20 protein-coding genes are annotated in these 26,675 nt (G+C 72.9%); 8 read left to right on the forward strand and 12 right to left on the reverse strand.

The genetic code is table 11. The features are described from left to right. Positions 1 to 296 precede the first annotated feature (296 nt). The 6 genes from secA to mtrA form a co-directional block, all read right to left on the reverse strand. Positions 297 to 3,092 carry a preprotein translocase subunit SecA gene (gene secA / locus GQQ92_RS11505; protein ID WP_156999438.1) on the reverse strand — a complete coding sequence of 932 codons (2,796 nt, stop codon included), beginning with the start codon at positions 3,090 to 3,092 and terminating at the stop codon, positions 297 to 299. Between the two features lie 274 nt (positions 3,093 to 3,366). After that, positions 3,367 to 4,065 carry a ribosome hibernation-promoting factor, HPF/YfiA family gene (gene hpf, locus GQQ92_RS11510; protein ID WP_156999440.1) on the reverse strand — a complete coding sequence of 233 codons (699 nt, stop codon included), beginning with the start codon at positions 4,063 to 4,065 and terminating at the stop codon, positions 3,367 to 3,369. A gap of 101 nt (positions 4,066 to 4,166) precedes the next feature. Next, positions 4,167 to 4,907 (reverse strand): ComF family protein, encoded by a 741-nt coding sequence (locus tag GQQ92_RS11515; protein ID WP_232057660.1) that lies wholly within the window; start codon positions 4,905 to 4,907, stop codon positions 4,167 to 4,169. A gap of 119 nt (positions 4,908 to 5,026) precedes the next feature. Beyond that, entirely contained in the window at positions 5,027 to 6,712 is a 1,686-nt protein-coding gene (locus GQQ92_RS11520; RefSeq protein WP_156999443.1) for a GerMN domain-containing protein, read from the reverse strand. Continuing rightward, positions 6,705 to 8,414, reverse strand: a complete 1,710-nt coding sequence (gene mtrB, locus GQQ92_RS11525) for an MtrAB system histidine kinase MtrB (RefSeq protein WP_156999445.1) — start codon at positions 8,412 to 8,414, stop codon at positions 6,705 to 6,707. The genes GQQ92_RS11520 and mtrB overlap by 8 nt, the downstream gene beginning before the upstream one ends. Before the next feature lie 7 nt (positions 8,415 to 8,421). Then, entirely contained in the window at positions 8,422 to 9,102 is a 681-nt protein-coding gene (mtrA, locus tag GQQ92_RS11530) for an MtrAB system response regulator MtrA (protein WP_156999446.1), read from the reverse strand. A 187-nt stretch (positions 9,103 to 9,289) separates the two neighbouring features. Here mtrA and GQQ92_RS11535 point away from each other — a divergent pair, with 187 nt between their 5' ends. The 6 genes from GQQ92_RS11535 to GQQ92_RS11560 all read left to right on the forward strand — a co-directional run bounded on the left by GQQ92_RS11535 (position 9,290) and on the right by GQQ92_RS11560 (position 15,864). Further along, positions 9,290 to 10,495 (forward strand): hypothetical protein, encoded by a 1,206-nt coding sequence (locus GQQ92_RS11535; protein ID WP_156999447.1) that lies wholly within the window; start codon positions 9,290 to 9,292, stop codon positions 10,493 to 10,495. Next, positions 10,492 to 11,157 carry a DUF4129 domain-containing protein gene (locus tag GQQ92_RS11540; protein ID WP_156999448.1) on the forward strand — a complete coding sequence of 222 codons (666 nt, stop codon included), beginning with the start codon at positions 10,492 to 10,494 and terminating at the stop codon, positions 11,155 to 11,157. Before GQQ92_RS11535 ends, GQQ92_RS11540 begins: the two co-directional genes overlap by 4 nt. Continuing rightward, the gene (locus tag GQQ92_RS11545; protein WP_156999449.1) at positions 11,154 to 12,590 is read left to right on the forward strand and encodes a DUF4350 domain-containing protein; all 1,437 of its coding nucleotides are present in this window, start codon (positions 11,154 to 11,156) and stop codon (positions 12,588 to 12,590) included. Before GQQ92_RS11540 ends, GQQ92_RS11545 begins: the two co-directional genes overlap by 4 nt. After that, complete coding sequence (locus GQQ92_RS11550) at positions 12,587 to 13,621, forward strand: AAA family ATPase (protein ID WP_156999450.1); 1,035 nt, start codon at positions 12,587 to 12,589, stop codon at positions 13,619 to 13,621. The genes GQQ92_RS11545 and GQQ92_RS11550 overlap by 4 nt, the downstream gene beginning before the upstream one ends. 1 nt (position 13,622) lies before the next feature. Next, complete coding sequence (locus tag GQQ92_RS11555; RefSeq protein ID WP_156999451.1) at positions 13,623 to 14,960, forward strand: DUF58 domain-containing protein; 1,338 nt, start codon at positions 13,623 to 13,625, stop codon at positions 14,958 to 14,960. 172 nt (positions 14,961 to 15,132) lie between these two features. Then, entirely contained in the window at positions 15,133 to 15,864 is a 732-nt protein-coding gene (locus GQQ92_RS11560) for an aquaporin (protein ID WP_156999452.1), read from the forward strand. A gap of 227 nt (positions 15,865 to 16,091) precedes the next feature. Here GQQ92_RS11560 and GQQ92_RS11565 read toward each other — a convergent pair whose 3' ends face one another. Further along, a complete protein-coding gene (locus GQQ92_RS11565; protein WP_156999453.1) occupies positions 16,092 to 17,087 on the reverse strand; it encodes a stage II sporulation protein M in 996 nt (331 codons plus the stop codon). Between the two features lie 17 nt (positions 17,088 to 17,104). Between GQQ92_RS11565 and GQQ92_RS11570 the strand changes: the two genes are divergently transcribed. Next, the gene (locus tag GQQ92_RS11570; protein ID WP_156999454.1) at positions 17,105 to 17,953 is read left to right on the forward strand and encodes an RDD family protein; all 849 of its coding nucleotides are present in this window, start codon (positions 17,105 to 17,107) and stop codon (positions 17,951 to 17,953) included. Positions 17,954 to 18,181: 228 nt separating this feature from the next. On the opposite strand, the gene ahcY is transcribed toward GQQ92_RS11570, so the two are convergent. The 3 genes from ahcY to GQQ92_RS11585 all read right to left on the reverse strand — a co-directional run bounded on the left by ahcY (position 18,182) and on the right by GQQ92_RS11585 (position 21,465). Further along, on the reverse strand, positions 18,182 to 19,660 hold the full coding sequence (gene ahcY, locus GQQ92_RS11575; protein WP_156999455.1) for an adenosylhomocysteinase: 1,479 nt from the start codon (positions 19,658 to 19,660) through the stop codon (positions 18,182 to 18,184). Positions 19,661 to 19,801: 141 nt separating this feature from the next. Further along, positions 19,802 to 21,250: a phosphomannomutase/phosphoglucomutase gene (locus GQQ92_RS11580; RefSeq protein ID WP_156999456.1), complete on the reverse strand. Its 1,449-nt coding sequence runs from the start codon at positions 21,248 to 21,250 to the stop codon at positions 19,802 to 19,804. Then, positions 21,247 to 21,465, reverse strand: coding sequence for a DUF3499 family protein (locus tag GQQ92_RS11585; RefSeq protein WP_156999457.1), 219 nt, complete (start codon positions 21,463 to 21,465; stop codon positions 21,247 to 21,249). Before GQQ92_RS11585 ends, GQQ92_RS11580 begins: the two co-directional genes overlap by 4 nt. A 44-nt stretch (positions 21,466 to 21,509) precedes the next feature. On the opposite strand from GQQ92_RS11585, the gene GQQ92_RS11590 reads away from it, so the two are divergent. Then, positions 21,510 to 21,950: a hypothetical protein gene (locus GQQ92_RS11590; protein ID WP_156999458.1), complete on the forward strand. Its 441-nt coding sequence runs from the start codon at positions 21,510 to 21,512 to the stop codon at positions 21,948 to 21,950. A gap of 45 nt (positions 21,951 to 21,995) precedes the next feature. Here GQQ92_RS11590 and GQQ92_RS11595 read toward each other — a convergent pair whose 3' ends face one another. Both GQQ92_RS11595 and GQQ92_RS11600 read right to left on the reverse strand, forming a co-directional pair. Continuing rightward, positions 21,996 to 23,444, reverse strand: a complete 1,449-nt coding sequence (locus GQQ92_RS11595) for a DUF5719 family protein (RefSeq protein WP_156999459.1) — start codon at positions 23,442 to 23,444, stop codon at positions 21,996 to 21,998. Continuing rightward, positions 23,434 to 26,565 (reverse strand): glycosyltransferase family 2 protein, encoded by a 3,132-nt coding sequence (locus tag GQQ92_RS11600; protein ID WP_197738221.1) that lies wholly within the window; start codon positions 26,563 to 26,565, stop codon positions 23,434 to 23,436. The genes GQQ92_RS11595 and GQQ92_RS11600 overlap by 11 nt, the downstream gene beginning before the upstream one ends. Between the last annotated feature and the right edge of the window lie 110 nt (positions 26,566 to 26,675).

Raw genomic sequence — 26,675 nt, forward strand, 5'->3', positions numbered from 1 at the left:
ATCTGACCCGACGACCCGCGCTGCGGCGGTCTGGGCGATCCCGCGACGAGGCCCGTCGCAACGGGCAACGGACGACGGGCGAACGGGCAGGCGGGCGAACGGGCCACGGGCGAACGGGCAGGCGGGCGAACGGGCAACGGGCCACGGGCCACGGGCCACGGGCCACGGGCATTCAGCCTGTCGCGTCCGGCACCGCGCACGACGTTCGTTGCGCCCGAACGGCACCGCGAGCACGACGGAAGCACGCCATGCAACGACGGAAGGGGCGGCCGAGGCCGCCCCTTCCGTCGTCGTGATCAGCGACCGTTGCGCTCCTGAGCGCGCCGTTCGGCTCGGTTCTGCGGAGCGGGAGCACCCTCGCCCTCGGGGCGCTGGCCGAATGCGCCACGCGGCTGCTCGGCCGCGGGGGCCTCGGGCGCCTGCGACTGAGCCACGGCGCGACGGGCGCGCTGCGTCGCCGCCTGCTGCACCTGGCCGCGCTGGTTGCGCACCTCGACGCCGCCCGAGTCGCTCGGTGCGGTGTAGCTGAGCTTGTCGGCGGGCGCATCGGGACGGGTGAGGCCCTTCGCCTCGATCGTCGCGCCGCCGCCCTGAGGGGCGACCTCGACCTCGAGGTTGAACAGGAAGCCGACCGTCTCCTCGCGGATCGAGCCCATCATCTGCTGGAACATCGCGAAGCCCTCGCGCTGGTACTCGACGAGCGGGTCGCGCTGGGCCATGGCGCGCAGGCCGATGCCGTCCTTCAGGTAGTCCATCTCGTAGAGGTGGTCGCGCCAGCGGCGGTCGATCACCGAGAGCACCACGCGACGCTCGAGCTCGCGCATCGCGGGAGATCCGAGCTGCTCCTCGCGGCGCTGGTACGCGAGCTTCGCATCGGAGAGGATCTCACGGCGGATGAACTGGCGGTTGACGCGCCCCTTCTCGCCTGCCTCGGCGACGACCTCGTCGATGGTGATGCCGATCGGGTAGAGCGTCTTGAGCTCGGTCCAGAGCGCGTCGAAGTCCCATTCGTCGGGGTTGCCCTCGGCCGTGTGCACGTCGAGCACCTCGTCGATGACGTCTTCGAGGAATCGCTGCGTGCGCTCGTGCAGGTCGTCGCCCTCGAGCACGTGCCGGCGGTCGCCGTAGATCGCCTCGCGCTGCCGGTTCAGTACGTCGTCGTACTTCAGCACGTTCTTGCGGATCTCGGCGTTTCGCGCCTCGACCTGCGACTGGGCGGAGCGGATGGCCCGCGAGACGACCTTGGACTCGATGGCGACGTCGTCGGGCACGCCCTTGGCCATGAGGCTCTCGGCCGCGCCGGCGTTGAACAGGCGCATCAGGTCGTCGGTCAGCGACAGGTAGAAGCGGCTCTCGCCGGGGTCGCCCTGACGGCCGGACCGGCCGCGGAGCTGGTTGTCGATGCGTCGCGACTCGTGGCGCTCGGTGCCGAGCACGTAGAGGCCGCCGGCTTCGAGCACGCGCTCGGCCTCGACGCCGACCTCCTTCTTGACCGCGTCGAAGACGGCGTCCCACTCGGCCTCGTACTCGTCGGGGGTCTCGACCGGGCTGAGCCCGCGCTCGTGCATCTGCTGCACGGCGAGGAACTCGGCGTTGCCGCCGAGCATCACGTCGGTGCCGCGGCCCGCCATGTTCGTGGCGACCGTGACCGCGCCGTACCGGCCGGCCTGGGCGACGATGGCGGCCTCGCGAGCGTGATTCTTCGCGTTCAAAACCTCGTGGCGCACGCCCTTCTTGGCGAGCAGGCGCGAGAGGTACTCGCTCTTCTCGACGCTCGTGGTGCCGACCAGCACCGGCTGGCCCTTCTGGTGGCGCTCGACGATGTCTTCGACGACCTGCGCGAACTTGACCTCTTCGTTCTTGTACACGAGGTCGGACTGGTCGATGCGCAGCATGGGCTTGTTCGTGGGGATCGCGACCACGCCGAGCTTGTACGTCGACATGAACTCGGCGGCCTCGGTCTCGGCCGTTCCGGTCATGCCCGAGAGCTTGTCGTAGAGGCGGAAGTAGTTCTGGAGCGTGACGGTCGCGAGCGTCTGGTTCTCGGCCTTGACCTGCACGCCCTCCTTCGCCTCGATCGCCTGGTGGATGCCCTCGTTGTAGCGCCGGCCCATGAGGATGCGGCCGGTGTGCTCGTCGACGATCAGCACCTCGCCGTTCATGACGACGTAGTCCTTGTCGCGCTTGAACAGGGCCTTGGCCTTGATCGAGTTGTTGAGGAACGAGATGAGCGGGGTGTTCGCGGACTCGTACAGGTTGTCGATGCCGAGGTAGTCCTCGACCTTCTCGATGCCCGACTCGAGCACGCCGACGGTGCGCTTCTTCTCGTCGACCTCGTAGTCCTCGCCGGGGGTGAGCCGGCGGGCGAGGTTCGCGAACTCGGTGAACCAGCGGTTGGCCTCGCCGGATGCCGGGCCCGAGATGATGAGCGGCGTACGGGCCTCGTCGATGAGGATCGAGTCGACCTCGTCGACGACGGCGAAGAAGTGGCCGCGCTGCACCATGTCGGTCGCCTGCCACGCCATGTTGTCGCGGAGGTAGTCGAAGCCGAACTCGTTGTTCGTGCCGTACGTGATGTCGGCGGCGTACTGCTCGCGGCGCACCGCGGGGGTCTGGCCCGCCACGATGCATCCGGTGGTCATGCCGAGGGCGCGGAACACGCGGCCCATGAGCTCGGACTGGTAGCTCGCGAGGAAGTCGTTGACCGTGATGATGTGCACGCCGCGGCTGGCGAGGGCGTTGAGGTACGCGGCCGTGGTCGCGACGAGCGTCTTGCCCTCACCGGTCTTCATCTCGGCGATGTTGCCGAGGTGCAGCGCCGCGCCGCCCATGAGCTGCACGTCGAAGTGGCGGAGGCCGAGCGTTCGACGGCTCGCCTCGCGGACCGCCGCGAACGCCTCGGGGAGCAGATCGTCGAGCGACTCGCCGCTCGCGTACCGCTCGCGGAGTTCGACGGTCTCGTGCTTCAGTTCCTCGTCGCTGAGGTCTTTGAAGTCGTCTTCGAGCGCGTTGATGGCCGCCGCGTAGTTCTGCAGTCGTTTGAGGGTTCGCCCCTCGCCGACGCGGAGGACCTTCTCCAGAATCGAAGCCACGAATGATCTCCTGTCATTGCGGCGTGCCATCTCTTTCGGTGGAACGCTCCTCGGGTGGAGCGTCGGCGGCACGCCGGTTGCGCCGTATCGACGGCATCATAGCCATGCTAGCGGCCACGGGGCTGAGCGCCTGCGGCGAACGGGCTGAGCGCGCGCTTCCGACTTCGCCCGTCGCGAACGTGCCCACGAGCCGGACCGTTCCGAGCGTGGAACGGCGCCGCCGCACCGGTGCTCCCGGTGCGGCGGCGCCGCCTGCGATGATCGGATGTCGCGGTCAGGCGCTCGCGCGCTGGAGCGCCCCCTCGACGGCGTCGGGGTATTCGTCGGCGTTCTCGTCGAGGCCGATGAGGCCGTAGTCCCATCCCTTGCGGCGGTAGACGACGCTCGGGCGGTTGGTCTCGGAGTCGATGAAGAGGTAGAAGTCGTGGCCCACGAGCTCCATGTACGAGAGCGCGTCGTCGACGGTCATGGGCGTGGCGGCGAAGACCTTGCGTCGGATCACGACCGGGCAGTACACGTCGTCGTCTTCGGGAGCGGCGACCTCGTCGACGACCGGGATGCTGCCGGTGCGCACCTGCTCGAGGACCTCGGGTCGTGCGGCCTGCACGCCGACCTCGGCGAATCCGACGTCGGTGGCCTCGCGGATCGAGGTCGGCCGATGCTGGCCGCGATGCACCTTGCGGCGGTCTTTGGCTCGGCGGATGCGTTCGAGCAATCGGCCGAGGGCGACGTCGAACGCCGCGTACTTGTCGGAGCCGTCGGCCTCGGCCCGGACGACGGGCCCCTTGCCGACGAGGGTGAGTTCGATCCGGTCGGGGCCGGAGCCGCCGTTCTTCTCGTGGTGCCGCGAGAGCTTGACGTCGAGCCGGATGGCCCGGTCTGCGAGGTGGGAGATCTTCTCCGACTTCTCGGTCGCGTACGAGCGGAATCGATCCGTGATCCCCAGGTTTCGTCCGACGATGTTCAGTTCCATGACGACCTCCATCCACCGACGTGTCACCCGGTTCTGAAGGGTGGTTCGACCACGCCTGTCCTGCAACCGTAGTCGTCGGCACCCCGGATGTCACGGACTGTTCACCGTGAGGATGCTGAACGCGGGTCGAGCCGGAGCGGGGTCTGTGCGAGCACGGCGACGGCCTCGACGAGGCCCCCTGCGGCGCGCACCGCGCGGGCCGCCTCGAGCAGCGTGGAACCGGTCGTGAGCACGTCGTCGACGAGCAGGATCCGCCGCCCGGCGAGGCTCTCGCGGGCGCGGAGGGCGCCCTCGGCGTTGGCTCGTCTGGCGTGCGCGTCGAGTCCGGCCTGGTCTTCGCGGTCCCGCGCGAGCACGAGCACGGGCGCGGGGACGATGCCGCAGCGGCGCAGCAGCAACGGCACCGGGCGGTAGCCGCGCGCCCGGTGCGCGGCGGGCGTCGACGGCACCGTCACGACGTGGAGCCCGGCCGGCCTCCCGCCCCCGGCAGGCGATGCGCGGGGCCGGTCGGGCCGAACGTCGGCCGACCGACCGGTCGCCTCGCCGAGCGCCGCCGAGATCGACGCGCGCAACGCCGGGGCGAGGACGGATGCCGCGTCGGTGCGGCCGCCGTCCTTGAACGCGCCGATGAGGGATGCCACGGCCCCGCCGTACTCGAGCGCCGACCACACCCGGAGCCCCGCCCGCTCGAGCCGTTCGGTCCGGGCTGCCGCGGCCATGCGGCATCCGTCGCACACCGAGCGATCGGGGGCGCCGCAGCCCGCGCACACGACCGGGAGCAGCGTCGCGACGGCATCGCGGACGGCCCGCGAGAGGAGGGGGCCGGCGAGCGGAAGGGGCACCCGCCGAGTCTGCGCCCGCGAGCCGCCTCGCAGCCCGGCACGCCCGCATCCGTCGGCCGGCCGAACCTCGCGCGCCGCTGGGGAGGACGAGTCGATCGAGCGGGCCCGCCGCGAAGCGCTCAGTCGGGCAGCTGCGTCGCCGTGAACCGGATGCCCTCGGCGCGCTTCTGCCATCCGACGCCGCTCTGCACGAGCAGCAGGCCCGCGGAATCTCGCGCGCGGACGTCGCGGATGCTGTTGCCGGCGTCGAGCTGCACGCCGTCGGTGGGCCCGGCGCGCGTGCTCGCGAATCCGCCGAGGTCCTGCGTGATGAGCCGGGTCGCGCCGTCGTCGAGCGCCGTCAGCGAGGCGACCGTGCGGCTGTCGATCCACGCGACGTCGAGCGGCGTGCCGTCGACCTCGGCGAGGGTGAGCACGACGGTGCCGAGCTCGGCGGGGATCCCGCCCTCGGCGCGCGTGATGGCGGCCGCGACGAAATACGTCCTCGCGCCGTCGCCGAGCAGCGCGAGGATGCGCGTGCCGTCTCGGGAGACCTGGATCGCGGCGATCGTCGACGCCGACCACGGCACCGCCACACGGCCGTTCGTGCCGTCGGGGGCGAACCACGCCAGGTCCGACGGCGCCCCGGCCGGTACCGACCACACGATGCCGAGCCGGTCGACGGCGGGGGTGATGAGCCCGGCACGCGGGTCGAGCAGGAGCGGATCCTCGCCCACCCGGACGAGCGACACCCCGGAGCCCGTGCGGATCGCCGCGGACTCCGAATCGGGACCGAGCGCGGCGCCCGAGGCATCCGCCGCGGCGATCTGCTCGCTGAGCCCCTCGATCGCCGTGACGCCGTCGCCCGACGTGGAGAGGTATCCGAACGTCTCGCCGTCGAAGACGACCGGTCGCGGGTCGACGCGCGGGTCGCGCGCGGGCTGCGTCGAGGGTTCGCCGACGTCGGACTCGACGCCGTTCAGCACGAGCGCGACCTCGCCGACGTTGCGCACGCTGCCGACCAGGCTCTCGTCGAGCTGGAGCTGCATGCGCTGGGCACTCTGCGTGTCGTCGAACGCGGCGCCCGTGAGCGAGACCTCGGCGACCCGGCCCGACACCGGCACGGCGGCCGGCGACAGCTCGGTGCCCTCGGGGAACGCCGTGACGACGCCGGGCGCGAGCCACTCGGCCGGCCCGGCCAGCAACGCCTGCACGACGCTCGTCTGCGCCGAGTCGCGCCCGGCGAACCACCGGGAGTCGGGCACGAGGTAGCGGTAGCTCGGATCGAAGAAGTACAGGGTGTACTCGCGGTACACCTGCGTGAAGTTCGCCTGGTCGATGACGATGCCCTGCGGCGCCGAGGAGATGCGCCACTGGCCGTCGACCTGCTCGAACCCGTACTGCAGTTCGAGCGGCGTCGCCGAGGCCGCGGCCTCGTACTGCCCGTTGTTGCGGAGCGAGGCCGCCGGCGTCGCCGTGAGCTCGATCTCGGTCTCGGAGACCTCGTCGAAGCTGCGGTCGGAGAGCACGTCGATGGTCGCGCCGGCGTCGGGCTGCCACTCGTCGGCGAACTCGGGCGTGAGGAACTCGTAGGCCGCTCGGAACTTGTTCTGCGAGCTGAGCGCGGCGAGCAGGAAGCCGTCGAGGATCTGCTGCTGCGTGCCGTCGACCATCGGCGGGTCGACGAGGATGTCGAGGTCGGGCGAGACGTCGACGGGCGCGACATCCCCCTGCTGCACCTTGCCCGAGTCGGGGATCGACACGCATCCGGTGAGCAGCGCGGCCACCATGAGCAGGGCGGATGCCGCGAACAGGCGCCTACGCATCGCGGCCGTCCTCTCGGGTGCGGTCGCGGCCGGCGTCGCCGCGGTCGCCGCCCATCTCCTCGAAGAGGACGGCGCTCATCGAGGCCGTCGGCGGCGGGCCGGATGCCTCGGGGTCGGCCGGCTCGAGGGGAAGCGGCGAGACGACGGCCGCGGCATCCGGCGTTCTCGGAATGGTCAACCGGAAGACGCTGCCGTGCCCGAGCCGGGACCACACGTCGAGTTCGCCGCCGTGCGCGACGGCGTCTTCGAGCGAGATCGCGAGGCCGAGGCCCGTGCCGCCGATCGTGCGCATGCGGCTCGGATCGGCCCGCCAGAACCGGTCGAACACGCGCTCGGTATCCTCTGCCGCCATGCCCATGCCGAAGTCGCGCACCGACAGGGCGATCGCGCTCTCGTTGCTGTCGACCGAGACGACGATCGGCCGGCCCTCGCCGTGCTCGATGGCGTTGCCGAGCAGGTTGCGGACGATGCGCCGGATGCGCCGGGGGTCGACGTCGGCGTCGAGATGGCCGCCCGGCGCTTCGAGGCGCAGCTCGGAACCGCGTTCGCGTGCGAGCTCGTGCATGGATTCGATGGCGTCGCCCGCGAGGTGCACGAGGTTGGTCGGCTCGGTCGCGAGCGTCACGGAGCCGGCGTCGTAGCGGCTGATCTCGAGCAGGTCGGCGAGCAGCCGCTCGAAGCGCTCGGTCTGGGTGTGCAGCAGTTCGACGGTGCGCGAGGTCGGCCCCGCGAAGCTCTCGCGCTGCCCGTAGAGCACGTCGCCGGCGAGGCGGATGGTCGTGAGCGGGGTGCGCAGCTCGTGCGAGACGTCGGACACGAAGCGCTGCTGCATGACCGAGAGCTCGGCCAGCTCGCGGATGCGCGCCTGCAGGCTGTCGGCCATGCCGTTGAACGAGCCCGCGAGGGACGCGATCTCGTCTTCGCCGCGCACCGGGATGCGGACCCCGAGGTCGCCCGCCGCGAGCCGGCGGCTCGTCGAGGCCGTGGTGCGGATCGGCTCGATGACGCCGCGCACGACGACGAGCGTGATCGCGCTCAGCAGCGCGATGAGCGCGATCGCCCCCACGATGCCCGTGACCTGCATGAACGCGAGGGTCTGCTCGGCCTCGGCGAGGTTGTAGCCGATGTACAGCTCGTAGCTGCCGACGTTCGCGGGGACCCGCAGCACGCTGCCGACGACGATGCCGGGCTCGGTGCCGCCGGTCGAGTTCTCGAGCGCGACCGACTGCCAGTACTGCCCCTCGGGGTGCTCGCTCACCTGGGCCCGCAGCTCGGGGGTGATGACGCCCGCGAGGTCGGGGCTCAGCCGGTCGGGCGGGGCGAGGCTGTTCGACGGCGCGTCGGGGTCGCGGAAGAGGGCGATGACGTTCGTGCCCGCGATGCTCGTGACGGTGTCGAGCGTCGCCTTCATCAGCAGCTGCAACGAGCCCCGGTCGGCCGCGTCGGAGGAGTCGAGGATCAGCTGCGCCGCCGTGGTCGCGTTGTTCGAGACCTCGAGCACCCGGGTGCGCTGGTCCTGGAAGAGGTTCGAGGCGACGCTGAACGAGATGTAGAGCCCGATCACGAGGATCGCGAGGCTCGACAGACCGATGGTGATGAACACCGTGCGCACCTGGAGCGAGCGCTGCCAAGTCGTCGCGACGCGTCGCGGAAGGGTCCGCCACGAATCGGCGGCTCGCGAATCGTCGACGACGGAGGTCACGCGTCGCTCAGGTGGTCGCGCCGGCCCGATAGCCGACGCCGCGGACCGTCATGACGATGCGGGGGTTGTCGGGGTCGTGCTCGACCTTGGCCCGCAGCCGCTGCACGTGCACGTTCACCAGGCGCGTGTCGGCCTTGTAGTGGTAGCCCCACACCTGTTCGAGCAGCATCTCGCGGGTGAAGACCTGCTGGGGCTTCGACGCGAGGGTGAGCAGCAGGTCGAACTCGAGCGGGGTGAGCGAGATGCGCTCGTCGCCGCGGCGCACCTCGTGGCCGGCCGCGTCGATGGTGAGGTCGCCGACGGCGAAGACCTCGACCGCCGACTCGGGCGTAGGCCTGAGTCGCGTGCGGATGCGGGCGACGAGCTCTTTCGGGTTGAACGGCTTGACCATGTAGTCGTCGGCGCCGGACTCGAGTCCCTTGACGACGTCGGCCGTGTCGGTCTTGGCCGTGAGCATGATGATGGGCGTGCCGGACTCGGCGCGGATGCGGCCGCAGACCTCGATGCCGTCCATGCCGGGGAGCATGAGGTCGAGCAGCACGAGATCGGGCTTCGCCTCGCGGAAGGCGGCGAGGGCGCCGGAGCCATCGCCGCAGAAGACGGGATCGAAGCCCTCGGTGCGCAGCACGATGCCGATCATCTCGGCGAGGGCCGTGTCGTCGTCGACGACGAGTACGCGTGAAGTCATCTGTTCATTCCTCTGCAGCCGCACCGGGGCGCGGCGGAACCAGTGGCTCAAGCGTAGCCGCACCCCACCCGCATTCGGTCGGATGCCGCGACCCGGCGTTGCCGGCGAACGTGCGGGCGCCGCCGCGCACGCGCCGTGCCACGCGATGTGCGAGCATGGGTCAACCCGCCGGAAGGAGCGCATCGAGGTGTCCGAACACGACTGGCAGGCGCCCGGTGCGTCGACGCCCCAGCCGCCGGCGCCCGCGCCCGTACCGCAGTGGGGCCCGCCGACGTCGGGCGAGCCGGGCGCTCCGCAGCCGCAGTACGGGGCGGCCCCTCCCGGCTACGGCGCTCCGCCGGCACCGTACGGCGCGCCCATCGGGTGGACGCCGCCCCCGAAGCCGGGCCTGCTCCCCCTGCGGCCCATGGGCTTCGGCACCCTCCTGTGGGCGCCGTTCCGAACCCTGCGGCGCAACCCGGCCGCGACCTTCGGCAGCGGTCTGATCGTGCAGCTCGTGGCGCTCGTGGTCACCTCCGCGGTCATGGTGCCCGCCTTCCTGTTCGTGTTCGGCCGGCTCGACTCCGCGCAGCCCGACGACCTCGACGCCCTGCTGCCCGGATCCATCGGCGTGCTCGTGCTCGCGATGCTCGTCGCCGTCGCGGTCTCGGTCGTCGCGGGAGCCTTCCTGCAGGGCGTCATGATCGAGGAGGTCGCCTCCGGCACGCTCGGCCAGAAGCTCGGCCTCGGCGCGCTGTGGCGCCGCACGCTCCCCCGCATCGGCCCGCTGCTCGGGTGGACGGCGCTCGTCTCGCTCGCCGTGCTCATCGTGATCGCCCTGCTCACCGGAATCGTCGTGCTCGGGGCGACGATCTCGCCGATCGGCCTCGCGATCGGCATCATCGTGGTCGTGATCGCCTCGCTCGGGCTCGCCGTGCTGGGGTTCTGGCTCGGCACCAGGGTCTCGCTCGTGCCGAGCATCATCGTGCTCGAACGGGCGGGCATCGCCGCGGCGGTCCGTCGCTCGTGGCGCCTCACGACCGGCTTCTTCTGGCGCACGCTGGGCATCATCGTGCTCGTCGGGGTGCTCCTGAACATCGCGTCGCAGATCGTCCTGCAGCCGATCTCGCTCGTCGGCGGCCTCCTCCCGGCGATCGTCGACCCGACCGGCTCGGGCGCGGCCATCCCGATCACGATCGTGCTGGCCGTGGTGACGCTGCTCGTCACGCTCGTGATCGGCTCCATCACCACCGTCGTGCAGGCCGCGGTGATCGGCATCGTCTACATCGACCTGCGCATGCGCTCCGAGGGCCTCGACCTCGAACTGCAGCGCCATGTCGAGCAGCGCGACGCCGGCCTCCCGGTCGGCGACCCGTGGGCCGCTCCCGCGCCCGACGGCGGCGCCCCGGCATGATCCGGGCCGCCGCCGAGGGCCTCGTGCGATTCGACCCGCTCGACCCCGACGCCGAGGACGCGCGCCGGTGGTTGCAGGACGAGCTCGCGGATCCCCGCTATCGCGCGGGCGAGCCGAACGCGTTCGACCGCGCGATGCAGGCGGTGCGCGACTGGTTCCTCGGGCTGCTCGACGGCGCCGGCGCGGTGTCCGCCGAGACGGTCGCCCTGCTCGTCGTGGTCGGGGTGGTCGTGCTCGTGGTCATCGGCCTCCTCGTGTTCGGCGTGCCGCGACTCCGGCGGCGGCGCCGGGCCGAGCCGGCGTCCTTCGAGGACGACCGCCGCGATGCCGCGACGATCCGCCGCGCCGCCGAGGCCGCCGCCCGTTCGGGCGACTGGCCGCTCGCGATCGAGGAGCGGTTCCGCGCGCTCGTGCGCGAGCTCGTCGTGCGCGAGCTCGTGCAGGTGCATCCGGGCAGCACGGCTCGGGCGCTGGCGGATGCCGCGGCACGGCCCTTCCCCGCGTTCGCGGCCGATCTCGCGGGCGCCGCCGCCGACTTCGACGGGGTGCGCTACCTCGACCGCCCGGGCGACGCCGACGCGTATGCGCGCGTCACCGAGCTCGACGATGCCCTCCGCGAGGCTCGCCCCGCCCTCGCCGACGGTTCGGGGGCACGACGATGACCTCGACGGCGACCCCGAAGGCGCCCGCCACGGCCGCGTCGTCCCGCGACGCCTCGGGTTCCTCGCCCGACGCCGCCGCCCTCACCCCGACGCCGCTCGCGCTCCTGCGTCGCGGCCGCACGTGGATCGTTCTCGGCGCGGTGCTCGTCGTGGGCGCGATCGCCGTGTTCGCGATCCAGGGCGGCATCCGCTCGCAGGGTTCGACGCTCGGGCCCGACGATGCCGGGCAGACCGGGTCGCGGGCGCTCGTCGAGGTGCTCCGCGACCACGGTGTGGCCGTCACCGCCACGAGATCCCTCGACGACACCCTCGAGGCCGTCGACGCGGCGGGCGGCGACGCGACCGTGCTGCTCTACGACGAATACGGAACGCTCGACCGAGCGCGGCTGCTCGAACTCGCCGACACGGTCGACGCCGGCGCGCGCCTCGTCGTCGCGGCCCCCGGGTTCCGCGCGCTCGAGGCGCTCGCCCCCGGCGTCCGCCTCGCGGGCGACGCACCGGGACCGATCGACGACGTCGACTGCGAACTGCGGGCCGCGACGCAGGCCGAGGCGCTCTCCGACGGCCAGCGCCTCCTGACGATCGACGACGACGCGGCGGCCGAGGGCTGGCGCGGCTGCTTCCGCGAGGGCGACGGATTCGCCGTGGCCGTCGGGCCCGGGCCCGCGGGTGCCGGCGGCGACGCGGCATCCGATCGCCTCTCGCTCGTCGGCGCAGAGACCGTGTTCACCAACGATCGCATCGACGAGCGCGGCAATGCGGCCCTCGCGATCGGCCTGCTCGGCGCCGCCGACGAGCTCGTCTGGTACCTGCCCGGCCCGTCCGATGCGGATGCCGCGACCGCGCCGACGCTCGGCGAGCTGACGCCCGGCTGGGTGAGCCCGGTGCTCGTGCTCGCACTCGTCGTCACCGTCGCCGCCGGCGTCTGGCGCGGGCGGCGGCTCGGCCCGCTCGTCGTCGAACGCCTGCCCGTCACGGTGCCCGCCGGCGAGACGCGTCAGGGCCGCGCGCGCCTGTACGCCCGATCCGCCCAGCGGGAGCACGCCCTCGACCAGCTGCGCATGGCGGCGGTATGGCGGTTCGCGACGGCGCTCAAGCTCCCCCGCACGACCGAGGTCACGGTCATCGCCGATGCCGTGGCGCAGTCCACGGGTCGCGACAGGGCCACGGTGCGGCACCTGCTCGTGGACGAGTCGCCCGCGAACGACGCGGCATTCCTGCGGCTCGGCGGCGAGCTGGCCGACCTCGAACGCGACCTCGCGCGCGCCGTGCGACCCGACGGCCGGTCGTCGCCGCCCGCCCGCCCCGCGGCATCCGCCCGCCCCGCGGCATCCGCCCGCCCCGCGGCATCCGCCGGCCCCGCGGCATCCGCTGGCCCCGCGGCATCCGCGCCCGAACCCACCGCAGACGACCAGCCAGGAAGGCAGCCATGACCGACACGACGCCCGCCGAGCCGACCGACCCCGCGGAGCCGACCGGCTCCGCCGCCGCGCCGACGCAGGCGCAGCGCACCGACGAGGAGCTCCGCGCCGCGCTGAACCGCGTGCGCACCGAGGTCGGCAAGGCCGTCGTCGCGCAGGACGGCGCCGTCACCGGGCTCATCATCGCCCTGCTCACGCGCGGCCACGTGCTGCTCGAGGGCGTTCCGGGCGTCGCGAAAACGCTGCTCGTGCGCACCCTCAGCCGCACCCTGCACCTCGAGACGAGGCGGCTGCAGTTCACGCCCGACCTCATGCCGGGCGACGTCACCGGCTCGCTCGCGTTCGACCCGCGCACGGGCGAGTTCGACTTCCGCGAGGGGCCGGTGTTCACGAACATCCTGCTCGCCGACGAGATCAACCGCACGCCGCCGAAGACCCAGTCGGCGCTCCTCGAGGCGATGGAGGAACGCCAGGTCTCCGCCGACGGCACGACCCGCCCGCTGCCCGAGCCGTTCCTCGTCGCCGCGACGCAGAACCCCATCGAGTACGAGGGAACCTACTCGCTCCCCGAGGCGCAGCTCGACCGGTTCCTGCTCAAGCTCGTGCTCGAGGTGCCCGAGCGCGACGCCGAGTTCGCGATCCTGCGCCGCCACGCCGACGGCTTCGACCCGCACGACCTCGCCGCAGCCGGGGTCGAACCGGTGCTGGGCGCGGCCGAGCTCGACGCGGCACGCCGCGCCGCGGCATCCGTTCGCGTCTCCGACGACGTGCTCGCCTACCTCGTCGACCTCGCCCGCGCGAGCCGCCGCTCGCCGTCGCTGCGCCTCGGCGTGAGTCCGCGCGCGACGACCGGACTGCTCGCCGCCGCGAAGGCGTGGGCCTGGCTGACCGCGTACGAGTCCGTGACGCCCGACCACATCCAGGCGATGCTGCTGCCCGTGTGGCGCCACCGCGTGCAGCTGCGGCCCGAGGCCGAGCTCGAGGGCGTCTCCGTCGACGCCGTGCTGCAGGCCATCATGCAGCAGGTGCAGGTGCCCCTCTGACATGGCGGTCACCGGACGGTTCGTGCTGCTCGTCGCCTTCGGCGTCGCGCCCGTCGTCGTCGCGGGCTTCTCCGGGGCGGAAGCCGCGTGGTTCGCGCTCCTCGGCTGGCTCGCGCTCTCGGTCGGGCTGGGCGCGATCGACCTCTCGCTCGCGGCGTCCCCGCGCCGGGTCGTCCTCGAGCGCGATCTGCCGCCCCGGGTCCGTCTCGGGGAGTCGGTCGTCTCGACCCTGAGCATCGCGAACACGGGCGAGCGGATGCTCCGCGCCACCGTTCGCGACGGCTGGGAGCCCTCGGCCGGGGTCGACGGCGCCAACCGCAGCAGCGTGGTCGTGCCCGCGGGCGAGCGTCGCAGCATCCGCCTGCGCCTGCAGCCGCGACGACGCGGCGACCGCCGCGCCGAGCACGTCGCGATCCGCGCGGCCGGACCGCTCGGCCTCTGGTCCCGGCAGGCGACGCTCTCCTCGCCCGGACTGCTGCGCGTGCTGCCGCCGTTCCACTCGCGCGTGCACCTGCCGGCGCGGCTCACCCGGCTGCGCGAACTCGACGGCCGCACGCCGCTGCTCGTGCGCGGGCAGGGCACCGAGTTCGACTCGATCCGCGAGTACGTGCGCGGCGACGACGTGCGCTCCATCGACTGGCGCGCCACCGCCAGGCACGTCGACCCCGGCGCCCGCGGCAGCGCGAAGCTCATGGTGCGCACCTGGCGGCCCGAGCGCGACCGTCGCATCGTCATCGTCGCCGACACCTCGCGCACGGCCGCCGCGCGCATCGCCGACGAACCCCGGCTCGACACGGCCTGGGAATCGACGCTCCTGCTCTCCGCGCTCGCGACGCACGCCGGCGACCGCGTCGACTTCCTCGCCTGGGACCGCCGAGCCCGGGCCCGGGTCACCGGCGCGAGCGGCCCGCACCTGCTCGCCCGGCTCGTCGACGCGATGGCCGACGTCGAGGCCGAGCTCATCGAGGCGGACTGGACCGGGCTGCCCGCCCAGATCCGTCGCATCACGAGCCGCCGCGCGCTCGTCGTGCTGCTCACCGCGGCCGACGCCCCCGGCTCGGCCCGCGGGCTGCTCTCGGTGCTGCCGCAGCTCGCCGCGCGCCACACCGTCATCGTCGCCTCGGTGCTCGACCCCGACACGGTGGCCGACGCCGCCCGCCGCGACGGCGTCGACGACCTCTACCTCGCCGCAGCGTCCGAACGGTCGAACCTCGACGGCGAGCGCGTCGCCGCCGCGATCCGCCGTTCGGGGGCGCACACGGTCTCGGCCGCACCCCGCGAACTGCCGCCCGCGCTGGCCGACCGGTACCTCGACCTGAAGGCGTCCGGGCTGCTCTGAAACGCCGCCCCGCACACGGCCGCGGCGAACGGTCGGGTAACGATTTCGCCATGCGCGGCGAAGTTGCCGTGTCGGAGGCATCCGCATCGCTATCTTCGCAATCGATCGGCGATGGGGGTCGCCGTTCCATTCGCCTCTCCATCTCCCCGTTCTCCCATCGAAAGGATCGGTCATGTCCGATACGACTCCCGCCAGCACGCCTTCGACCGTGCAGCGACTCACCGCCGAGGTCATCGGCACCTTCATCCTCGTCTTCGCCGTCATCGGCGCCGTCTTCTTCGCCTCCGCCGACACGGGGCTGCTGGGCGTCGCCTTCGCCCTCGGCCTCTCCGTCGTGGTCGGCGCCTACGCGTTCGGCCCGATCTCGGGCGGCCACTTCAACCCCGCCGTGACGCTCGGGCTCGCGGTCGCCGGCCGCTTCGCCTGGCGCGACACGCTCGGCTACATCGCCGCGCAGATCGTCGGCGGCATCCTCGCGTCGCTCGCGCTGCTCGGCATCCTCTCGGCGGGCCCCGTGTTCGACCTGGCGGCCTTCACGAAGGCGTCGACCGGATACGACGAACTGTCGCCCGGCGGCTTCGGCATCGGCTCGTTCTTCATCGTCGAGATCGTGGCGACCGCGGTGTTCCTGTTCGTCATCCTCGGCGTGACCTCGGCCGGCCGTTCCGCATCGAACTTCGCGCCCCTCGCGATCGGCCTCACCCTCACCGTCCTGCTGCTCGTCGCCGGCAACGTGTCCAACGGTTCGTTCAACCCGGCCCGCTCGATCGCGACGGCCGTCTTCGGCGGCGAGATCGCCCTGACCCAGCTCTGGGCGTCGATCGTCGCCCCGATCGTCGGCGCGATGCTCGCCGGCGTGATCTACAAGGCGGTCTTCGACCGGCCCGCGAAGCTGACCGCGTAGCGGGTACCGCGTCGCGGGTCGCTGGCCACGGCTGCAGGCTGCGGCTCGCACGCGGCCCATGAACCTCGAACGGCGGATGTCTCGGACATCCGCCGTTCGTCGTCTCCGCCGGTGCCCGCAGGCGCGCCGGATGCAGGAAACGAGGCGGCATCCCCCGCTCACAGCGAGGATGGCGCCTCGTTTCCTGCATCGTGCACCGATCACACGCGCGAAGCCGCCGGCGGGCGTCAGCCCGCGACGATGCGCGTCGCGCCCGCGTCGAACGCGCCGATGTCGCCGGTGGCCCCTGCCCGGTGGGCGCGCCGCCCGAGCACGAGCATGTACACGAGGAATCCGGCGAGCGCGGCGGCGCCGATGCCGATCTTGACGGGCCAGGGCCACGGTGCGGGCGTCACGAATCCCTCGATGAGCCCCGACACGAAGAGGAAGAACACGAGGCCGATCGCGACCGTGAACAGCGCCCGCGCGTCCTGCGCGAGCGCGACGCCCCGCGACCTCGGCCCCGGTGCGACCCACGCCCAGAAGATGCGCAGCCCGGCGGCGGCCGCCACGAAGATGCACGTGAGCTCGAGCAGCCCGTGCGGCGCGATGTACAGGAAGAACGTGTCGGCCTCGTCGTAGGCGAACATGATGGCGGCCGTGACGCCGAGGTTCTGCGCGTTCTGCAGGATCACGAACGGCACCCAGAGCCCGGTGATGCCGAACGCGACGCACTGCGCGGCGATCCACGCGTTGTTGGTCCAGACGGAGCCCGCGAACGACGCCGCCGGATGCTCGGAGTAGTACGCGACGAATCCTTCATCGGCCAACTGCTGCAGTTCGGCCTCGTCGCCGAGCCCGGCGAGCACACGGGGGTCTGAGCCGATCCACCACGCGTAGAGACCGGCGACGACGACCGTGGCGATCGCGACCGCGAGGGTCAGCCAGCGCACCCGGTAGAGCGCCGCCGGGAGGTCGACGACGGCGAACCGGGTGAACAGCTTCAACGGGTTCTCGGGCGTGCCCGTGAACCGGAGACGGGCCCGCGCGAGGCTGACCGAGAGGCGGTCGCCGAGCGTCGTCGATCCGATGGTGGCCTGCATGAGGGAGAGATCGGATGCCGCGCCCTGATACCGCTCGATGAGCTCGTCGGCCTCGCTGCCGTCGAGGCGCCGCGACCGTGCGAGCGCGTCGAGCCGCTGCCATTCGTCGTGGCGGGCGGAGGCGAGCGCGTCGAGGTCCATCTGCTTGAATACTAGCCATGGCCGACGCCTCGCACGCCCAGCCGCGACCCGCGCACCACGACGACGAGGGCATCGTCATCGGCGAGGCCGTGACCCTCGAGCTCCGGCCGGCGAGCGCCCTCATCCGCGCGGGCGGCACCATCATCGACGTGCTCGTCTCGGTCGCGCTCCTGCTCGGCATGCTCGCCATCGCGGCGGGCGCCGGGCTCACGGTCGACGGCGCCGCGTTCCGGGCGCTGCTCATCGGCGGCACCGTGGTCGTCATCGTCGTGGTGCCCACGGCCGTCGAGACGGCGTCGCGCGGACGGTCGCTCGGCAAGCTCGCGCTCGGCCTGCGCGTCGTGCGCGACGACGGCGGATCGATCGGATTCCGGCACGCCTTCATCCGCGCCCTCACCGGCGTGCTCGAGATCTACCTCACCTTCGGCGGCCTCGCCGTGCTGGTCGGGTTCCTGAACCCCTCGTCGAAGCGGCTCGGCGACCTCCTGGCCGGCACGCACGCACAGGTCGAGCGCGTCCCGAGGCCGGTCTCGAACGCGTTCGACGTTCCGCCCGAGCTCGCCGCGTGGGCCGGCATCGCCGATGTCGCGCGGCTTCCCGATCCGCTCGCCCGCCGCGTCGCCGCGTACTTCGAGCAGATCCGGCAGCTCGCGCCGGCGAGCCGTGCACGACTCGCGTCCATGCTCGCCGCAGAGGTCGCCCCCTACGTGTCACCCGTTCCGGATGCCGCGCCCGAGCGCTTCCTCGCCGGCGTCGTCGCCCTCCGCCGCGCACGTGACGCGCGCGCCCTCGAGCTCGAGCGGGCACGCCTCGCGACGCTCGAGCCCATGCTCACCGAGACGCCGGTCGGTTTTCCCCAACGCTGACGGCCTCGCCGGGCCCGCCGTTCCTCGACGTGCGTCGTTCGACGTTCGTCGTTCGTCGTTTCACTTTTCAGGAGGGGGTGTGGGCTGCGGGGCCGCTGCGGCCTCGATCGGCGCGCGAACGCCCCGTCGTGGCCACACCCCCTCCTGAAAAGGGCAATGAAGGCACACAGCAGTGAGCCGCGGCGTCCGCCCCTCAGATGGGAGCGGCGAGCGGCGACCGGCGAACGGTCAGTAGCGGTAGTGGTCGACCTTGTACGGCCCCTCGACGGGCACGCCGATGTAGGCGGCCTGCTCGGGGCTGAGTTCGGTGAGCTGCACGCCGAGGGCGTCGAGGTGCAGGCGCGCGACCTTCTCGTCGAGGTGCTTCGGGAGCACGTACACCGCGGTGGGGTAAGCGTCGGGGCGGGTCCAGAGCTCGATCTGGGCGAGCACCTGGTTGGTGAACGAGTTCGACATGACGAACGACGGGTGGCCGGTCGCGTTGCCGAGGTTCATGAGACGGCCCTCGCTGAGCACGAGGATCGAGCGGCCCGTGGGCAGGCGCCACTCGTGCACCTGCGGCTTGATCTCGATCTTCTCGGCGCCCTCGAGCGACTCGAGCGCGGCCATGTCGATCTCGTTGTCGAAGTGGCCCACGTTGGAGACGATCGCGAGGTGCTTCATCGCGAGCATGTGCTCGAGGCGCAGCACGTCCTTGTTGCCGGTGCAGGTGACGAAGATGTCGACCTCGCCGACGACGTCTTCGACCCGGGCGACCTGGTAGCCGTCCATCGCGGCCTGCAGGGCGCAGATCGGGTCGACCTCGCTCACGATGACGCGGGCGCCCTGGCCGCGCAGCGCCTCGGCGGCGCCCTTGCCGACGTCGCCGTAGCCGACGACGAACGCGACCTTGCCGCCCATGAGCACGTCGGTCGCGCGGTTCAGGCCGTCGGGCAGCGAGTGGCGGATGCCGTACTTGTTGTCGAACTTCGACTTCGTGACCGAGTCGTTGACGTTGATCGCCGGGAACAGCAGCTCGCCCTTGGCGTGCAGCTCGTAGAGGCGGTGCACGCCCGTGGTGGTCTCTTCGGTGACGCCCTGCAGCTCGTCGGCGATGCGGGTGAACCGGTCGGCGCTGAGCGCGAGCGACCGGCGCAGCGTGTCGAGCACGACGCGGTACTCGTGGCTGGCATCGGCGGGCGTCTCGGGAACACCGCCCGCGAGCTCGAAGCGGCGGCCGTCGTGCACGAGCAGGGTGGCGTCTCCGCCGTCGTCGAGGATCATGTTCGGGCCGACCCAGTCGGCACCCGCGGCAGCCGCCTCGGCGCTCCAGTCGAAGATGCGGTCGGTGCACCACCAGTACTCCTCGAGCGTCTCGCCCTTCCAGGCGAACACCGGAATGCCCTGCGGGTCGTCGACGGTGCCCTCGGGGCCGACGGCGACGGCCGCGGCCGCCTCGTCCTGCGTGGAGAAGATGTTGCAGCTCGCCCAGCGCACCTGCGCGCCGAGGGCCGTGAGGGTCTCGATGAGCACCGCGGTCTGCACGGTCATGTGCAGGCTGCCCGCGATGCGCGCGCCGGCGAGCGGCTGCGACGCGCCGAACTCCTCGCGCAGAGCCATCAGGCCGGGCATCTCGTTCTCGGCGAGCCGCAACTGGTGGCGGCCGGCTTCGGCGAGCGAGAGGTCGGCGACCTTGAAGGGCAGAGCGGATGTCTCGGCGAGCGTCATGCGTCCATTCTCGCAGGCTCTCACCAGACCCCGCGCGAGTGGTCTCCGGCATGCGTCACGTTCTGCGGTCTTCCGTCTACGCGCTCGGCGCTGGCGCGCCTCATGCGCTGCGGCTGCCGCCTTTCGTGGACTCCCGCGTCGCTACGCGCCGCGCGGGTCCACGCGGATGAGCGCCAGCACCTCGTCGCGCACGACGGCCATGGTCGCGGCGTCGGCGCCCTCGACGTTCAGCCGCAGCAGCGGCTCGGTGTTCGAGGGTCGCACGTTGAACCACCAGAACGGCTGGTCTTCGGCGGTCAGCCCGAAGACGGTGAGTCCGTCGAGCTCGTCGAACTCGCCGCGGCCGGTGAACGCCTCGACGACGCGCGTGTAGGCCGACGGCACGTCGTCGACGACCGAGTTGATCTCGCCCGAGAGCGCGTACGGCGTGAACCGGTCGGCGAGCTCGGACAGCGGCGCGTGCTGCGCGCCGAACTCGGCGAGCACGTGCATGGCCGCGAGCATGCCGTTGTCGGCGCCCCAGAAGTCGCGGAAGTAGTAGTGCGCCGAGTGCTCGCCGCCGAACACCGCGCCGGTCTCGGCCATGCGGTCCTTGATGAGCGAGTGGCCGACCCGGGTGCGCACGGGCGTCGCGCCGGCGGCCTCGATGGTCTCGGGCACGAAGCGCGAGGTGATGAGGTTGTGGATCACGTTGACGTCGGTCTCGCCGAGCGCCGCGACGCGGGCGATCTCGCGCACGGCGACGATCGCGGCCACCGCCGACGGCGTCACGGCCGCGCCGCGCTCGTCGACGACGAAGCAGCGGTCGGCGTCGCCGTCGAACGCGAGCCCGAGGTCGGCGCCGTGCTCGACGACGGCGGCCTGCAGGTCGACGAGGTTCGCGGGCTCGAGCGGGTTCGCCTCGTGGTTGGGGAACGTGCCGTCGAGCTCGAAGTACAGCGGCACGATCTCGAGCGGCAGCGCGGGCAAGCCTGCGGCGGTGCCGAGCACGGCGGGCACGGTGAGCCCGCCCATGCCGTTGCCGGCGTCGACGACGATCTTGAGGGGCCGGATGCCGCTGAGGTCGACGAGCCCGCGGAGGTACGCGGCGTACTCGGCGAGCACGTCGACGCGCTGCACCGAGCCCGTCTCGGCGATGGCGGAGATGCCCTGCTCGAGGAAATCGCCGGCACGGTCGCGGATGTCGGCGAGCCCGGTGTCGAGGGAGATGCCCTGGGCGCCGGCGCGCGAGAACTTGATGCCGTTGTAGGCGGCGGGGTTGTGGCTGGCCGTGAACATGGCCGCGGGCGCGTCGAGCGTGCCGGAGGCGTAGTAGCTCTCATCGGTGGAGCAGAGCCCGATGTTCACGACATCGGCGCCGCGGGCGGTGGCGCCGCGGGCGAAGGCCTCGGCGAACCCGGGCGAGGAGTCGCGCATGTCATGGCCGACGACGACCCGGTCGCCGGCCGCGCCGACCACGTCGACGAACGCGGCGCCGAGCGCCTCGACCGACTGCTCGGTCAGCGCCTCGCCGACGATGCCGCGCACGTCGTAGGCCTTGACGATCGAGGTGAGGAGCGCGCGGTCGACGGGGGGTACTGCAGAAGTCATGCGGTGAAATCTACCCGACCCGGCGAGGCGTACCGCACGATCTGCCAGCCGACCGGAGCCGAGGTGCGCTGGGCGTGCACCGCGCAGAGGTCGTACCCGTGCGGTTCTGCGGCGGCCGAGAGGGGCCCGAGCACGGCCATGGAGTCCTGATAGTCGAACGTGAGCGTCGCGACGGCCTCTGCGGGGCACGCGGTTCGCGAACAACGTCTCTTCATGGCTCGACCAGCGTACCGACGCGCGCGGACATTACGATGGAGGCATGCCTCGATCCCGTCGTGTCGCAAGCCCGCGTTCGCCGAGGCGACTCGCTCGCGACCGTCACGGGCGCGGCATGCGCTCGGCCGTCACCGGCCCGCACCTCGAACCGCTGAGCACGCGCATGGAGGAGTTCGACACGACCGTCGCCGGCACCGCGGCCTACCTCAGGGGGCTCTGGCCCGAGCTCGAGGGCGTCGTGTTCGAGGTGACGCAGGCGCCCGACGAGGCGATCCACGTCGACCACATCGACCGCTGGAAGGTGGCGCACGACGAGCGGCGCATCACGTTCCACCGGCTGCCGATCGTGCGGTTCCTGCGCCTCCAGGAGGGTGAGGAGCGCGACGAGAAGCTGCTCATCGAGAGCTGCGTGTTCCGGGCGGTCGCCGAGTTCCTCGACAAGGATCCGTGGGAGCTCGCGCCCGGGCGCTACCGCCACCTCTGATCCGTCGGTCGGGGTGGGCCTACGGCAGAGATCGGCGGTCGCCGATCAGCGCGGATAGACCCGGATCGGCGTGTCCAGCGGCCCGGGCGGCTGCACCGCGAACGCCGCGAGCGCCGTCGCGCTGCGGTACGTGACCGCCGCCGAGACGCCCTCGACGCCCTCGAGCTCGACGACGCGCCCGCGCACCGGCACCGACACCGCGCCCGATGCCGGCACCTCGACCGTTCGGGTGCGTCCGTCGACGGTGACGGATGCCTCGCGCGACCCGTCTTTGCCCACGGCGAGTTGGAGCGTGGCCGACGGCCCGCTCGCCACGGCCACCACGGCGGTCTCGGGCAGGGGCTGCGCGGCGACGAACCATGCGAGATCCGCGGGGGCCTCGGCGTCCGTCGCCGACTCGGCGCTGCCGACGGTCGCGCGGGCGGCCGCGACGACGGGTCCGTCGGCCTCGATGCGGAGGGTGTAGGTGCCTGCGGCGAGCTCGCCGAGCGGGATGTCGCTGACCGCGCCGGGCTGCAGGTCGACGTCGATCGAGTCGCCGTCGCCGCCGCCGACCTCGGCGATGCCGATCGTGACCTCGACCCGGTCGTCGCCGGGGGCGAGCAGTCGCACCGCCGGGAACGCGTCGCCCTCGGCGTGGTCGTCGTCGGCGTGCACGCCGCTCTCGCCGCCGATCACGATGCCGGGGATCACGAGCGAGGCGCCCGGTGCGGCCGTCGGGCCGGTGAGTTCGATGCCCGCCGGGGCGAGCCCGGCGATGGCCGACTGCTCGAGCGAGGCGGCGATGGCGCCGCCCGTGCTCGTGATGTGCACGACGGGCGAGGCGACGTTCGGCGCGAGGCCGGCGAGCGAGAGCACCCGCTGCGAACGCGGGGCGACGGTGATGCCGAGCGCTGAGCGCGCCTCGACCGGGCCGGATTCCCCGCTGACACGCACGTCGACGGTCGCGGCGACGTCGGTCGGGTTGGCGAGGAGGATGAGGCTGCTGCGGCCGAGCGTGGTGGAGCCCGCCACGAGCCAGGACTCCGACGTCGCCTCGGAGCAGGATGCCGCGGCGAAGCCGCCGAGCAGGTCGGTCCTGGCCGTCTGCGACTGGGCTCCAGCCAGCATGCCGGGGTCCACCGCGCCGGGCTGCGACTCGAGCACGACCGGGGCGCCGTGCTCGTCGGCCCTCGCGTTCTCGGGCGCCTCGAGCGAGGTCTTCTCGATCTCGGCGTCCTCGGGCGAGGAGGCCGAGATCACCGACGCCGAGCCGAACGACTCGAGTTCGGTCGCGGCGTCGGCGTCGTCGCCGATCGAGAGCAGCGGGCCCGGACAGACGCGCTGCTGGATCGCCTCCTCGGGGGCGACCACCACCTCGCCCGGATCGACGCGGTGCTCGGGCCAGGGCAGCACGGCGGCGGCGCCGACCACGGCGACCGCGACGGCGCCCACGGCGAGCGCGACGACGACGCGCACGCCGGTGCGGATGATGCGACGACGCTCAACGGGCATCGGGTGCCTCCCCATCGCGGTCGGTCGGTTCGTCGGGTTCGGCCGCTTCCGCGGGCGCATCGGGCCGAGCGGATGCCTCGGGCCCGGTCTCGTCGCGATGCGCGCCGTCGGCGGAGTCGACGGGGGCGCCGGATGCCTCGGGCGCCGCCTCGTCGGCCGATTCGGCCGTCTCGACGGGCTCGGCGGGCTCGGCCGGCTCGACCGGCTCGACCGGCTCGACCGGCTCGACCGGCTCGACCTGCTCGACCGCCGCGGCCTTCTCCGCCGGGAGGGCCGCGATGGGCTTCTCGGCGCGGGGTCGCGAGCTCCGCACGGGGCGCCGGTCGGCCTCGCGTCCGGCGCCGGTCGGGATCGAGAGGAGCAGCGTCGCGAGCAGCACGAGCAGCTGCACCCACATGATCAGCCCGGCCGGCCAACCCGTGACGGCGGGGACCCGGGTGGCCGCGGCATCCGCCTCGGCGTCGACGAAGCGCCAGAGCGTGCCGAAGTCGGTCTCGCCGACGGAGGTGAGCGCGGCGTTGCCGTCGAGGGCGAGGCGGGCACGCTCCGCCGTCGCCGCCGCGGCGGGGCCGAGATCGGCGGGCGTGGTCTCGAGCAGCACGAACGAGACGCCGAACTCGCGCACCGCGGCATCCGCGTCGAAGCCGCTGCGGCTCGCCAGGTTGCCGGCGATCGTCGCGAGCTCGCGTTCGTCGTCGGTGAGCTCGGTGCGCGTCTGCGCGAGCGTGGACTGGTCGTCGAGCGTCTCGCCGGTGCCGTGCACGAGCGTCGCCCGCAGGCTGCCGCCGACGAGCGGCTCCATGCGGAGCGTCGCGACCCGCGGATCGACCTCCGCCTCGGCCTCGACGAACGCGGGCACCGAGCGAACCGCTGCGGGCGAGACCGTCGCCGTGCCGGTGACGAGGGCGCCGAGCGTCGGCGTCACCGCGACCGCCGCGCAGATGACGAGCACCGCGCCGAGCCCGGCACGGAACCGCGGAAGTGCGTCGATGCCGACGGCGACGGCGATGAGCACCCCGAGCCACGCGAGGCTCAGGCCGGCGCCCGCCCACACCCCGACCGCCTCGTCGCCCGCGACGGCGACCGAGATCCGCGTCGCGGCGAAGGCGGTGGCGAACCCGCCGATCGCGACGGCCGCGGCGAGCAGCACGATGCGGATGCCGCGGGCGAGGAACGCGCCGAGCGCCACGAGTCCGAGCGGCACCATGAGGCCGGTGAGCACGAGCATGATCGTGAGGACGTCGAGGCCCGCGAGCGCCGGGACCGCCGCGATCGCCTCGGGCCAGCCGCCCCATCCCGCCTGCGGCAGGCCGAGCGCGAGCTCCCACGCGGTGGGGGCCGCGCTGCCGAACGGCAGGCCGGGGTCGGCGACGAGGGCGAGCGCGGACCCGCCGGCGACCTGCTCGATGATGAGCGGCAACGCGAGCGCGAGCGCGGGAACCGGGAGCCAGGCGAGCCGCACGGCGGCGCGGCCGCTCACGGCGAGCGCGACGAGCCAGCCGACCACGAGCGCCGGCGCGAGGCTCGGCGCCGCCGCGATGACCGCGGCGAAGAGGAGGGCCGCGGTCGCGGACGCCGACCACGAGCGGGCGGCCCCGAGGGCGGCGTACGCGAGCCAGCCGAGCAGCAGGTGCGCGACCACCGCGCCGGGCCGCCCGTCGGCGAGGGCCGCGAGGAACATGGGCCCGAACATCCAGAGCAGCGCGGTGATCGCCCGCACGGAGCCCCGCTCGGTGAGCCGCGAGGCCGCGAACCAGGCCCCGAGTGCGGCCGCCGGCATCGCCAACAGCCACAGGAGCACCATCGCGAACGACGGCGCCCAGAAGGCGACCGATCCGAACAGCGCCAGCACGCCGGCGAACGGGTCGGCCGCGCCGACGAACCCGGCGCCGACGTCGCGCCATCCGTAGGCCGCGTTCCGCCAGAGTTCGGAGAGACCGCTCGAGAGCGGGAGGAGACCGCCGCCGACGAGCCCGCCGGCGCCGAGCATCCAGGAGAAGAGCGCGACGGATGCCACGACCGAGACGAGCAGCACCCAGCCGCCGCCCGTTCCGATGAACGCCACGTCGTCGGCGCGCCCACGCGCTCGGATGCGCCGCGCCTCGGCGGCGGCCTCGCGGCGGCGACGCGCCTCATCGGGTTGCAGTCGCAGCGGGGACACGGCCGACCAGCCCGTGGTGCGGGCGGCCGCGAGCACGCGCCGCGAGCGGACCACGTTCGCGCCGCCGAGCATGACGCCGAGCGCCGCACCGAACTCGCCGAGGATCGCGCCGGGCTTCTTCGCGAGGAGCATGATGATCGACCGCACGACGGCGAGCGGCAGGAAGCTGAGCCAGTGCAGCGGCACCACGGCCGCAGGCGCGTAGACGAGGCGGCGATGCAGGGCCGCCGTGCGCGCGAGGCGGTCGCGGCGGCGACGCACCGAGGCGCGACGGCCGAGTTCCGGCCCGGCCACGCCGGTGCCGGCGAAACGCACGCGCGCCGACGGTTCGACGATGACCCGGTGACCGGCGAGGCGGGCGCGCACGCCGAGGTCGAGGCCGTCGTCGACGCCGGGCAGCGCCGGGTCGAAGCCGCCGAGCGACTGCCACACGCTGTGCCGGACGAGCACGCCCGCGGGGTCGACGCCGAGCACGTCGCTCTGATGGTCGTGCTGCCCCTGGTCGAGCTCCTCGGGCACGACCGGCACCGATCGTCCGAACCTCGTCATGGTGCGCCCGAGGCCCACGAGGTGGTCGGGCTCGTCCCACTGCACGAGCTTCGGGCCAGCCACGGCGACGGTGCGCCCGTTCACGAGCGTCGCGAGCAGCCGTCCGAGCGCGTCGGGGTCGGGGGCGGAGTCCTCGGCGAGCAGCCACAGGGCGTCGGTCTCGTCGGTGGGCGGCTCGAGCACGCGTTCGCCCGCCCTGACCGCGTCGCCGAACGAGAGCGCCTCGCCGGACTCGACGATGTGGGTCGCGCCCGCGGCGGATGCGAGTTCGCGGGCATCGCCCTCGGGTCGGGAGAGCACGATGACGAGCACGTCGGGCCGGCGTCGCTGCGTGCCGATGGCCTCCAACGTGTGCCGGAGGCGGTCGCCGCCGTGACGAGCGACGAGGACGGCGGTGACTCTGGGGAACATCGGGGCAAGCCTAGGCGTCGCCCTCCGCGGCATCCGGAACCGGGCGGGCGTGCCACGAATCCGTCATGGCGACGAGAACGCGAACGGGCGCCGCCCCGAAGGGTGGCGCC

Origin of the sequence: Agromyces terreus, from assembly GCF_009749465.1 — a bacterium.
Taxonomy (GTDB): Bacteria; Actinomycetota; Actinomycetes; order Actinomycetales; family Microbacteriaceae; genus Agromyces; species Agromyces terreus.